The following is a 12,098-nucleotide window of genomic DNA, read 5'->3' on the forward strand; positions in this document are numbered from 1 at the left end:
TATCGTATAAACCGCTATGTATGTATAAACGTTACCCCTGCAATTTATCCATCAAGTATCCTTTTATATTATTATGCCTTGTAGCCGCGCTATTATTTAATCAACAGGCCAAGGCTCAATACTTTGGACAAAACAAGGTACGGTACAAAAACCTAAAGTTCAAGGTTTACAAGACCCCCCATTTCGAGATCTACTACTATCTGAAAAATGATAGCCTCATTAAACGATTCGCGCAAGAAAGCGAATTATGGTACACCGTGCACCAGCAGGTTTTCCGCGATACATTTAACAGGCCCAACCCAATTATCCTTTACGCCAACCACCCCGATTTTCAGCAGACTACGGCTATAGATGGCGAAATTAGCGTCGGCACGGGTGGTATTACCGAGGGTTTAAAAAACCGTGTGGTGATGCCGATAATGGAAACTAACCAAACCACCCGCCACGTGCTGGGGCATGAGTTAGTGCACGCTTTTCAGTATCACATGCTGCTTGGCCGCGATTCTTCCAACTTCGAAAATATCGGCAACATTCCCCTATGGATGGTTGAGGGTATGGCTGAATACCTGTCGTTAGGCAAAAAGGATGCCTACACCGCAATGTGGATGCGAGATGCTTATCTTAACCACGATATCCCTACTGTGCGCGACCTTACCCAAAGCAACAAATACTTCCCCTACCGTTACGGCGAGGCTTTTTGGTCGTTCCTGGGGTCTACATATGGTGATACTATTATTGTACCCTTTTTCAAAAACACAGCGCGTTTTGGCTTAGAGTATGGCATCCGCCGCACTTTGGGTTATGATGATAAAACCCTCTCCCGCCTGTGGCAAAACTCTATCGAGAATACTTACAAACCCTATTTAAAAGATACCGTTCAAACGCCGGTGGGCAAACGCATTATCGATGCTAAGGTTGGCGGTGATCTTACCGTCGCCCCTTCAGTTAGCCCGGATGGTAAGTATCTGGCCTTCCTTTCCTCAAAGGGTTTATTCAGTATTGACCTTTACCTGGCGGATGCTAAAACGGGGCGGGTGATTAAACGGCTTACCAGTAAAGTATCTAACACCCATATCGATGAGTTTAACTTTATAGAATCGGCAGGCACCTGGTCGCCGGATAGCAGAAAATTCGCGTTCAGCGTATTCAACAAAGGCCGCAACCGGATGCTGGTTGTGGATGTGCCGGATGGCAGGATAGTGAACGATGTTTCAATGGGCAAAGCAGAGCAGTTCAGTAACCTTACCTGGTCGCCGGATGGTAAGTACGTCGCTTTCCAGGGCATGTCAGAAGGGCAGGGCGATTTGTATATGTACAATTTCGAATCGAAAAAAGTTATACAGCTTACCAATGATAAATACTCAGATTATCAGCCAAATTTTTCAAAAGACAGCAAGCATATCATCTTCTCAAGCGACAGGGCAACTTACGACACCAAACTTTCGCAGAATATTACCTTTAACTTAGCCGAATTAGACATTACCACGGGTAAAGTAAACGATATAAAAGTATTCGACGGGGCTAACAACCTTAACCCCCAATACTCATCAGATGGTAAACAGGTTTATTTCCTGTCTAACAAGGATGGTTTCCGCAACATGTACCGTTATACTTTTGCAGGTGGCAAAGTAGAGCAAATGACCGACCTGTTTACCGGGATCTGTGGCATCACAGAATATTCGCCCGCGTTGAGTTTATCCGCTAACGATGATGTGGTTTACTCTTATTATCGTTCACAGAAATACGCCATCTACAACGCAAAAGTATCCGATTTTAAGCCTGTAGTGGTTGACCCGGGTTCAACAAATTTCACTGCAGCCATGCTGCCGCCATTGCGCTCGGTCGGTGTCGACCTGATCAATTACAACCTGAACAATTATTTGGCATACAGTAAGATACCGCTCGATTCTATCCATGCCGTACCATACAAACCAAAATTTAAGCTGGATGCATTGGGCAGCAGCGGAGTTGGCGTCTCGGTAAGTTCGTTTGGTACAGGTTTATCAAGTGGTGTGCAGGGGATCTTTAGTGATATTTTAGGCAGGAACCAGATATATGCAGGGCTGGCTGTAAATGGAGCGATCTATGATTTTGGCGGCTCGGTATTGTACATTAACCAGCAGGGACGCTGGAATTTTGGGCTGGGTATATCGCATATCCCCTATCAATCGGGTACCTACGGCTACAATTTCACTAACATCGATGTCGGTGGTACATCAACGCCTGTTTATGAAGAAAAGACAGACATCATCCGCACATTTGAAGACCAGCTGCAGGCGTTTGCATCATACCCATTATCGCGCGCTCTACGCACCGAGTTTGGAACAACTGCTTCGCGATACTCTTACCGGGTAGATAGGTACAGCAGTTATTATGCCTACACCAATACGCCCGATGCAAATGGCGTGGACCAGTTAGCTATAGGCGGGTTGTTAGATTATAAAAAACACAAAATTTCACGCGCGCAGTTCCTTGCCGAAAATGGCATCGACCTAAAACCGTTTAATATTTATGGACTAAGCGCCGCACTGGTTGGCGACGATTCGTATTTTGGTATTGCAGCACCATTGAACGGGCATCGTTTCCGTATCGAGGCGGAGTATAATGTAGGCACTTACCACTTCTTCTCGCCTACTGTAGATCTTCGTAAGTATGTACGTGTGGCGCCGGTAACCTTTGCTGCAAGGCTATATGGCTACGGTCGTTTTGGTAATAATGTGAGTGGATTGTACCCGTTATACGTGGGTTACCCCTTCCTGATCCGGGGTTACGAGGCGCAAACCTTTTATAATTCAAAAACAGCAAATAAAAATGGGTTCACTATCGATCAGCTTTCGGGTAGCCGCATCGCGGTAGCAAACTTCGAGATCCGTTTACCATTTACCGGGCCGGAGAAATTGGCGGTTATCAAATCAAAATTCCTGTTTAGTGATCTTAACCTGTTCTTTGATGCCGGTTTAGCCTGGAACAAGGGCAACGACATCAAGTTCCAAAAAGCGCCTGACGCTATCGGTCAAACGCCTGTGTTAGGTACTAATGGTAATCCGGTGCTTGATGCTAACGGCAACCCGCAAACACAAACCGCCTACAATACCAATCAGCGTGTGCCGGCACTTAGCGCGGGGATCTCGTTAAGGGTTAACTTTTTTGGCGCTTTTGTGCTGGAACCATACTTAGCTGTTCCGTTCAACCGTACTGATATTAAAAAACCTGTATTTGGGTTGACATTTGCTCCGGGATGGTAGGTTGTTCAGTTAGCAGGTGTAAGTTGGCAGGGTGGAAATATTAGGAGATTTAAAAATTCGGCAATCAATTATCCTGACAAGTAAAGGCTATGAATGCAAACTGCTGATATTGACTGCCAACTGAAAACTGCAGGGCAAAGGCTATAACTGCAAACTACCTACTATAAGCCATCAGCTGAAACTGCAAACTGTTTACTGCAAACTGTCAATTACATGACATCCGCGTTGGCACAATATTCGTAACTTAAGTATTATGAAAAAATCGATCTTAGCAATACTGGTAGTTAGTATGTTAGCAACCTTTGGGTGCGGTAACAGCAACGGACAAAATAAAAAACCGCAGGAGAAAAGGCCAATGGCTAAACCTGCATCTGAGTGGAAACAAAAGCTTACTGCCAACCAATACGAGATAATGGTTGAGCGCGGCACCGAAACGCCTTTTAAAAACGCTTATTACAACAATCACCAAAACGGTATGTACGTAAGCGCGGCAACCGGCGAAGCATTATTCAGTTCGGCTGATAAATTTGAAAGCGGTACTGGCTGGCCAAGTTTTGTAAAGGCTGTCGACCCAAACAAAGTAGAAATTGTGCACGACAGCAGCTTTGGCATGAGCCGTGACGAGGTTATTGAAAAAAGCACTGGCCTGCACCTTGGCCACGTGTTTAACGACGGCCCTAAAGACCGTGGCGGCAAACGCTACTGCATGAACTCGGGCGCATTGGTATTTGTTAAAAAGTAACCGCCCTTCGTGCTGCTTGTATAGAAGGCCTGCCGTAAATGGCGGGCCTTACTCTTACACCACTTTCGTAGTTAAGGCCTGCGGTAAGGTCAACCCAGTCCGGATTTACGGGGCGGATCATTTTTTCTTTTTGCGCGCGGGTGTAAGTGCTCACCATTTTAAAACGTTCCATCGCCTGCTCCTCGGTATTTATCTCTTCAAAATAAACCAGTCTGTTGAGTTGCTGCGCGCTATCAAAAAACAGGGTAGGCATTTCGCCGTAAAACTTAAGGGTTTTCAATAGATCTGTGCACATCCCTACGTGCAGGTTTTTCCTGTTTCTGTCTGTGATTATATATACGAACCTTTTCATTTGATAAAAAAATTTGCTGATTAAAAAATAATTACTAATTTTATGAGCATAAAAATACTAACTATTTTAGCAATTCCAAATATTTATGGCAAATATTTCACAAAATATTAAATTCCTTCGCAAAAAGAAGGGCCTAACCCAGCAACAGTTTGCCGACCAGGTAGGTATAAAACGTTCATTAGTAGGCGCATACGAAGAAGAACGCGCCGAACCCAAGTATGAACTACTAAAACAATTAGCAATATTTTTTGACATATCAATTGATGATTTTATTAATGAAACCATCGATGAGAAGTGGGCACCGAAGCCAAAAGGCAATCCCGCAAACCTCAGGGTGTTAAGTATTTCGGTAGATAAGGAAGATAATGAGAACATCGAAATGGTTCCTCTAAAGGCAAGTGCAGGCTATTTAAATGGTTACGCCGACCCGGAATATGTGGGCCAGTTACCAAAGCTTTATCTGCCAATGTTTAAACAGGGTACTTACCGTGGTTTCGAGATAAAAGGTGATTCGATGTTGCCACTGCAATCAGGCACTACTATAATAGGTGAATACCTGGAGAACTGGGCCGATGTTAAGATTGGCGAGACGTATGTTATTATTTCTAAAAACGATGGCGTGGTTTATAAACGCGCGGGTAATAAATATAAAGAAGGCCGTAACATGAAGCTGGTATCTGACAACCCCGTTTACGAGCCCTATGAAATAAGCGCCGATGATGTGCTGGAAGTTTGGAAAGCAAAGGCCTATATATCTACTCATATGCCGATGCCTACCGCCGAACCTACCATGGAAAGCCTTACCAGTATGATGGCCCAAATGCAGCGTTCGATTGCTAACCTTAATAAGGACGTAAATTAAAAGCGGCAACATTTAAGTTACGTTGTGCGGATCTAAACCGGGTTATAGCAACAATTAAGTTACAGTGCAACAGGTTAAACTATTCGCTGTTATCTTTATCTATAACATCAGTTAAACTAAAAATTATAAAAATGAAAAAGATTATGATGATCTGCTTATTCGTATTAGGAATATCAGCAGTAAGCCACGCACAAGGTGGCCGCCAAAGAATGACCACCGCAGACAGGGTTAAAGCCATGAAAGAAAGCTTAAAACTTACTGACGACCAGGTTGCAAAGATCACCGTTGTTTATGATGCGCAAACCAAATCTATGGATAGCCTTCGTACTGCCGGTGGCGATATGCGCACACAAATGCGCCCGATGATGCAAGCTACCAACGATAAAGTTAAAGCTATTTTAACCGCAGAACAGGCAGCAACATGGCAAAAACGAATAGATGAAATGCGCGCGCAACGCCAAAACGGCGGCGGTGGTGCACCATCTAACAAGTAATAAAGTATATGCTAAAATAAAAGAAGCGGCTATATAGGCCGCTTTTTCTATTTTAGCAGAAATTTAAAAGTGTGTCATCAGCAGAAAAATATATCCAAAGCAAACTTGATGAACGCGAAGCGCTGGGCACTTACCGCGGCCTGCGCCCCGAAACTAAGCTGGTAGATTTTTGCTCTAACGATTACCTCGGCTTTGCCCGCTCCCATGTTTTAAAGGAAAATATTCAGTGGGAACTTGATAATTATCCGCTAAGTTTAAACGGTGCCACAGGTTCAAGGCTCATCTCGGGCAACATCGCGTACACCGAAGAACTGGAGCAACAGATAGCTGGTTTCCATCAAAGTGAAGCAGGGTTGTTGTTTAACTCGGGCTATGATGCCAACGTGGGGTTGTTCTCTTCCCTGCCACAAAAAGGTGACACCATTATTCATGACACGTTGATCCATGCCTCTATCATAGATGGTGCGCGACTTAGTCACGCAAACCGATATACCTTCCGTCACAACGATCTAGAGAGCCTGGAGGCTAAGCTAAAGCAGGCGAAGGGTATTTGTTACGTGGTGATAGAAAGTGTTTATTCTATGGATGGCGATACCCCGCCTATTGCAGCGATATTAAAGCTAACCGAACAATACGGCGCTAATTTAATTGTTGACGAGGCACATGCCGTTGGCTTATATCCCGCAGGGTTAATCTCGCATTTAGGTTTACAAAATGAAGTATTTGCCCGTGTGGTAACCTTCGGCAAAGCATTGGGGTGCCACGGGGCAATTATATTGGGCAGCAATTTGCTGCGCGAATATCTGATCAACTTTTCGCGTGCCTTTATTTATACTACTGCGGCATCATTTCACCAATTGGCCGCGGTGAAGATGGCTTATGAGTTATTGACCAAAACATCAGCAGAAACAGAGACACTGCACCATAACATCAGTCAGTTTAAACAGGGCATTCAACAAAACATAACTTATCCTTTACTGCAAAGCGACAGCGCTATCCAATGCATCATTTTAAAAAGTAACGAAAAGGCTAAACAAGCGGCACAGGCACTGCAAAAAGCAGGGCTGGACGTACGGGCAATATTAAGCCCAACTGTTGGCAAGGGAGCCGAACGCATCCGCATTTGTCTCCACTTCTATAATACTGCCGAAGAGATCAGCTTGCTTACCTCGACCATCAACAACATTACCTATGAATAAACCGCTATTTGTAACCGGCATTGGTACCGATATTGGCAAAACGCTTATATCGGCCGTATTGGTAGAAAAATTAAAATGTGATTACTGGAAACCTGTACAATCGGGCGAGTTGGATAATTCTGACACCATGAAAGTACAACGCCTGATATCAAACAAAACCTCTGTTTTCCATCCCGAAACCTACTGCTTAATCCAACCCTATTCGCCGCATAAATCGGCAATGCTGGATGGTATTACCATAGATGAATCAACCATCATCGCCCCAAAAACTGATAACCAATTGCTGATTGAAGGTGCCGGTGGATTAATGGTTCCCCTTAACGACCATTGCCTGGTTATTGACCTCATTAAACAGCTTAACGCCGAAGTTATATTGGTGTCGCAAAATTACCTGGGCAGTATTAACCATACGCTGCTATCAATTGAGGCGTTAAAAACTCGTGGCATCCCGGTTAAGGGCATTATTTTTAATGGCGAAGAGAATGCTTCTACCGAGGAATATATTATCAAATACACTCAAATAAAACATTTAGGCCGTGTACCGCAGTTTCCAACTATCGACAAAAGCATTATTGCTGATGCAGGTAAGTATATTTCCTTGTAATTTGCAGCAGATTTCCATCCCAATGGGAATAAAACCAATTATACCATGAAGAACATTACAGTTATAGGATCGGGCACAATGGGTAAGGGGATTGCCCATACTTTTGCACAGAACGGGTTTAACGTGTCACTTGTTGATATCAGCGATGCCGCCCTGCAAAAAGCCCTGCAAACCATAGCCGGTAACCTTGATAGGCAGATAAAAAAAGGTGCTATAGACGAAGCCGCAAAAATCACCACCCTCGGCAACATTAAAACTTATACTGATGTATCTGAAGGCGCAGTCAATGCCGACCTTGTTGTGGAAGCCGCTACTGAGAACCGCGAGATAAAACTAAAACTGTTTAAACAGCTGAGCGAAGTTTGCAAACCTGATGTGATACTGGCGTCAAACACTTCGTCTATCTCCATAACTGAAATCGCAGCGGTTACGGCCAACCCGGCCAATGTTATCGGCATGCACTTTATGAACCCGGTGCCTGTTATGAAACTTGTAGAAGTTATCCGTGGATATGCGACCACAGACGAAGTGACCCATACCATCATGGAACTTTCGCGCCAGCTGGGTAAAGACCCGGTTGAAGTGAACGACTACCCTGGTTTTGTAGCCAACCGCATTTTGATGCCGATGATAAACGAGGCGGTGTACACCCTGTTTGAAGGTGTCGCAGGAGTACACGAGATTGATACCGTGATGAAACTGGGTATGGCCCACCCGATGGGCCCGCTTCAACTGGCCGACTTTATTGGCCTTGATGTTTGCCTGGCTATATTAAGTGTACTGCACAACGGCTTCGGTAACCCTAAGTATGCCCCTTGCCCACTACTGGTTAACATGGTTACAGCAGGTCACCTTGGTGTTAAAAGCGGCACCGGGTTTTATAAATACACAGCAGGCAGCAAAGATTTGGTTGTAGCAGATAAATTTTTATAAAGCTAATAATATGGACACCTCTTTAATAGGTCTTCGACAAGTCCAGAACGACAAAATATTTTAACCAAAGAAGCACCGCTAATTAGCGGTGCTTCTTAATATTAGATCAGATTGGAACCCTTAGGTGGTGTAACCTAAAATTTTCAATACTTGTTTACTGTTTTGTTCTTCGCCAAACACCTCAAAGTTAAAGGTCTCGTCGCGGTTGCGGCGGATAATAACGTGTTTAGGCGATGGCAGCAGGCAATGGTGGATACCACCATAACCGCTTAACACTTCCTGGTAAGCGCCGGTATTAAAGAAACCCATGTATTGTACTTTACGCGTTTTCGGCATAAATACACTGTTCATGTGGGCTTCCTGGTTGTAGTAATCCTGCCCGTCGCAGGTGATACCGCCAAGGTTAACACGCTCGTATTCGTTATCCCAGTTATTTATCGGCAATAACACATATTTTTGGTTTAACGCCCAAACATCCGGCAGGTTGGTAATAAATGATCCATCAAGCATAAGCCACTTTTCACGGTCGTTTTGTTGCTTGCGGCCCAATACCTTGTACAGTATACCCGATGCTTCGGCCACGGTGTATTTACCAAACTCGGTAATAATATCCGGTTCCATGGTATCGTGCTCGGCGCAGATCTCTTTGATCCGGCTCACGATCTCGTTGATCATGTACTCGTAATCAAAATCAAACACCAGCGAATCTTTAAACGGCATACCACCGCCGATATCCAGCGTATCGAGCGCAGGGTTTATCTTTTTAAATTTGCAGTATAGCGTTACATATTTCTCCAGCTCGTTCCAGTAGTATGGCGTATCAGAGATACCCGAGTTAATGAAGAAGTGTAACAGCTTAACCTGAAAATTAGGGTTGTTCTCTATTTTATTGTGGTAAAAGTCGATAATATCCTCCATACGAATGCCAAGGCGCGAGGTGTAGAACTGCGAATCAGGTTGCTCCTCTGCAGCTATACGGATGCCCAGGTTGCATGGTGTCTCCATTTCAACCTCATCGTCGTAAAGGTTAAATTCCTCCTTGTTATCCAGCACCGGGATAATGTTGGTAAAACCATCGTGCAGCATATCAATAATGTACTGCTTGTACTGGAATGTTTTAAAACCGTTACAGATAACCGTAATATCTTTGCTTACAGCGCCTTTTTTTTCCAATGCGTCAATCATCGGCATATCAAAAGCTGATGATGTTTCCAGGTGGATCTCGTTCTTCAGCGCTTCTTCTACAATGTGCTTAAAATGCGAGCTTTTGGTGCAATAGCAATATTTATAGCTACCGCGATAGTTGGTTTTGATGATAGCCTGCTGAAAAAGCAGCTTAGCCTGCTGTATTTTCTTGCTGATGATAGGCAGGTAAGTGAAGCGCAACGGCGTACCGTACGTTTCGATCATTTCCATCAAATTAAGATCGTGGAAGTATAATTCATCATCTATTATCTCGTAACCTTCCTGTGGGAAACCAACGCTTAGGTCAAGAAAATCCTGGTAACTCTGCATTCTTTAAAATTTGTGCAAATGTATATTTTTAACGGATTTATTTTGTATTTGTTGGGTGGAAATTTTATAGTAACAATGTAATTTGTTTGTGGGGCGATTTGCACCTTATAAATGTCATGGTGAGCTTGTAGAACCATTGGCCGACATTACAGAGCGTTTAAGTCTTCGACAGGCTCAGACTGACAGATGGTTTTGTATAGAAAAAAATCAACAATGGCGTTCCCTGCGGGCCAGGCTTTTCGCTCATACTGCGCACAGGCATTAGGCTCGGGGCAGGTATCCGCTGCAATCCTTAACGCAGGATGGTTGGTAAAGGCACTGCGGAACGCGTGCGCGTCAGCTGAAAAAAGCACCCCATCGACTACGGTCTTGCCTTCCTTAATTTAAATTTCATAGCTTCTGAAATTAGAAACATTAATAAAGAAACAGATGCTAAAATATACCATAACACAAATTGGCCATTTGATTTAATGCTTTTGCCAAAAAATATATCACCTAATGCTAATAGTATACCCAACAGACCGGATATATTTGACATCTTAGTCCAGACTCGAAGTTTATTCATTTTATTAATAACGCTCATGCTTGTAGCCGATGGATAGCGCGAATGCATGGCGGCTTGTTGGTGACAACACCAACAAGGGCTGGAATGAAGAATTTCTCATAAATCTGTCTTCTTAAATCTGATAGGGAAATTTAATTTTTAAACGTATTTTAACGACACAAAATCATAATGTAAACTAATACTTATCATAGATAAAAATTCAGATAATGGAAGATGTAGTTATGAGCTTTTATTCAAAATTCAAAGAGTTAAAAGCCATTGAAGAAAAATTAATTAATTGGGACCTGTCGATTGTCGAAGGAGGTGGGGAATTTATAAAATCGATCAATGGTGGTTATGGGCATATTGAATTAAAAATTTATAGCGATAATCGTGAAAAAGTTATTTGGTCCGTAAGTGAAAAACAACTGCCAGATATTTATAAAATTAAAGAACACATAATAGACACTATTAAGACCTTTCACGGACACCTTGTAGCACTTCGTGGAGAAAATCTTAATTTAGTCTACGAGGTAACCAAAAGTAGCTTTCACGCCATTGATTCACATCCACAGTATTATGCGATAGCAACAATTTATGCTATTATAAATTGCTTTGACAAGAGCTATAGGGAGTTTGACAGTGAGAAAATAATGAAAAGAGCAACTACTTGGGGGTCTAATCTCTAACCGCCAAATACACCTCCGCCATCATACACCTGACGCTACCGCCACCATTGGTTTCGATGGTATTAATATCGGCATAAATCAACTTACCATATTTTTCCAAAGTATTTTTCTGTTCTGCGCTAAGCGAATTATATGCCGTTCGCGACATCACAATTAAAGTTCCCCCATCGTTGTTCTTCACCTCCAGCATATTACCCGCGAAATTGTTCATCTGGTCGAAGTTGATATCGACAACTTCTTTACCGGATGATTTAAGCGAGGCGATAACTGCTTGCTTTTCATCGGCATCAGTAATACTATCCAAACAGATCACCGCGAATTTACTGCCTATAGCCATCAGTACATTGGTATGGTAAATGGCCTGCCCACCCTGGTCGAAGGCATCGAAGGTTACAGCATTGTAGCCGGAATGATCACAAAAAGCTTTCAGTACTTCCGCATTGGTACGGGGCGAGAGGCAGGCATAGGCGATCTTATTTTCCCTATCCAGCACCATACTGCCAGTGCCTTCCAAAAACTGCTCTTTAGCCTCAAACCGACTCAGATCCACAACATGGTTAGCTTTGAAATGCTCCTCCAACTCGCGGATTATATCTTCGCTCCTCTCCAGCCTGCGGTTTTCAGCCTGCATGGGGTACAAAAATATATCGCCATTATCATGAAACGACACCCAATTATTCGGGAAGATCGAATCGGGTGTATGCGGTTCAATAGTATCATTTATCACTGTAACGTTCACGCCGTTGTTTCTCAACACGGTTACAAAAACGTCAAACTCTTGTAGTGCTTTTTGCTGCACGGCTTGCTGGTCGGCGTCCTGTTTCTGGAAGGCATTACTTTCGGCAGTTTGCGCGTTAAAGCCAAACGCCACCGGGCGAATCATTAATAGGTTATTGGTGCTTTGTTGGCTCATGTCTGA

The 12,098-nt window shown here is 43.5% G+C and carries 12 protein-coding genes; 8 read left to right on the forward strand and 4 right to left on the reverse strand.

The genetic code is table 11. The features are described from left to right. Nucleotides 1-20 precede the first annotated feature (20 nt). On the forward strand, nt 21-3,245 hold the full coding sequence (locus ABIB39_RS13285) for an eIF2A-related protein (protein ID WP_354430640.1): 3,225 nt from the start codon (nt 21-23) through the stop codon (nt 3,243-3,245). Between the two features lie 253 nt (nt 3,246-3,498). Next, a complete protein-coding gene (gene msrB / locus ABIB39_RS13290) occupies nt 3,499-3,987 on the forward strand; it encodes a peptide-methionine (R)-S-oxide reductase MsrB (RefSeq protein WP_354430641.1) in 489 nt (162 codons plus the stop codon). Here msrB and ABIB39_RS13295 read toward each other — a convergent pair. Further along, complete coding sequence (locus tag ABIB39_RS13295) at nt 3,977-4,339, reverse strand: GIY-YIG nuclease family protein (protein WP_354430642.1); 363 nt, start codon at nt 4,337-4,339, stop codon at nt 3,977-3,979. The genes msrB and ABIB39_RS13295 overlap by 11 nt on opposite strands. Before the next feature lie 85 nt (nt 4,340-4,424). On the opposite strand from ABIB39_RS13295, the gene ABIB39_RS13300 reads away from it, so the two are divergent. The 5 genes from ABIB39_RS13300 (at nt 4,425) to ABIB39_RS13320 (ending at nt 8,431) form a co-directional block, all read left to right on the forward strand. Beyond that, nucleotides 4,425-5,201 (forward strand): XRE family transcriptional regulator, encoded by a 777-nt coding sequence (locus ABIB39_RS13300; protein ID WP_354430643.1) that lies wholly within the window; start codon nt 4,425-4,427, stop codon nt 5,199-5,201. Nucleotides 5,202-5,332: 131 nt separating this feature from the next. After that, nucleotides 5,333-5,695, forward strand: a complete 363-nt coding sequence (locus tag ABIB39_RS13305; protein ID WP_354430644.1) for a Spy/CpxP family protein refolding chaperone — start codon at nt 5,333-5,335, stop codon at nt 5,693-5,695. A 71-nt stretch (nt 5,696-5,766) separates the two neighbouring features. Next, the gene (locus ABIB39_RS13310; RefSeq protein ID WP_354430645.1) at nt 5,767-6,894 is read left to right on the forward strand and encodes an aminotransferase class I/II-fold pyridoxal phosphate-dependent enzyme; all 1,128 of its coding nucleotides are present in this window, start codon (nt 5,767-5,769) and stop codon (nt 6,892-6,894) included. Then, the gene (gene bioD, locus ABIB39_RS13315) at nt 6,887-7,498 is read left to right on the forward strand and encodes a dethiobiotin synthase (RefSeq protein WP_354430646.1); all 612 of its coding nucleotides are present in this window, start codon (nt 6,887-6,889) and stop codon (nt 7,496-7,498) included. The genes ABIB39_RS13310 and bioD overlap by 8 nt, the downstream gene beginning before the upstream one ends. Before the next feature lie 45 nt (nt 7,499-7,543). Further along, the gene (locus tag ABIB39_RS13320) at nt 7,544-8,431 is read left to right on the forward strand and encodes a 3-hydroxybutyryl-CoA dehydrogenase (protein WP_354430647.1); all 888 of its coding nucleotides are present in this window, start codon (nt 7,544-7,546) and stop codon (nt 8,429-8,431) included. A 120-nt stretch (nt 8,432-8,551) separates the two neighbouring features. Here the strand turns inward: ABIB39_RS13320 and ABIB39_RS13325 are convergent, their stop codons facing one another. Continuing rightward, entirely contained in the window at nt 8,552-9,946 is a 1,395-nt protein-coding gene (locus ABIB39_RS13325) for an arginine decarboxylase (RefSeq protein WP_354430649.1), read from the reverse strand. A gap of 146 nt (nt 9,947-10,092) precedes the next feature. Then, nucleotides 10,093-10,299 carry a hypothetical protein gene (locus ABIB39_RS13330; protein ID WP_354430650.1) on the reverse strand — a complete coding sequence of 69 codons (207 nt, stop codon included), beginning with the start codon at nt 10,297-10,299 and terminating at the stop codon, nt 10,093-10,095. A 418-nt stretch (nt 10,300-10,717) separates the two neighbouring features. Here ABIB39_RS13330 and ABIB39_RS13335 point away from each other — a divergent pair, with 418 nt between their 5' ends. Next, a complete protein-coding gene (locus tag ABIB39_RS13335; protein ID WP_354430651.1) occupies nt 10,718-11,179 on the forward strand; it encodes a hypothetical protein in 462 nt (153 codons plus the stop codon). Here the strand turns inward: ABIB39_RS13335 and ctlX are convergent. Beyond that, complete coding sequence (ctlX, locus tag ABIB39_RS13340; protein ID WP_354430652.1) at nt 11,169-12,092, reverse strand: citrulline utilization hydrolase CtlX; 924 nt, start codon at nt 12,090-12,092, stop codon at nt 11,169-11,171. The two genes, ABIB39_RS13335 and ctlX, sit on opposite strands and share 11 nt — an antisense overlap. Nucleotides 12,093-12,098 lie beyond the last annotated feature (6 nt).

The sequence above is a fragment of the Mucilaginibacter sp. UYP27 genome, from assembly GCF_040547175.1.
Lineage (GTDB): Bacteria > Bacteroidota > Bacteroidia > Sphingobacteriales > Sphingobacteriaceae > Mucilaginibacter.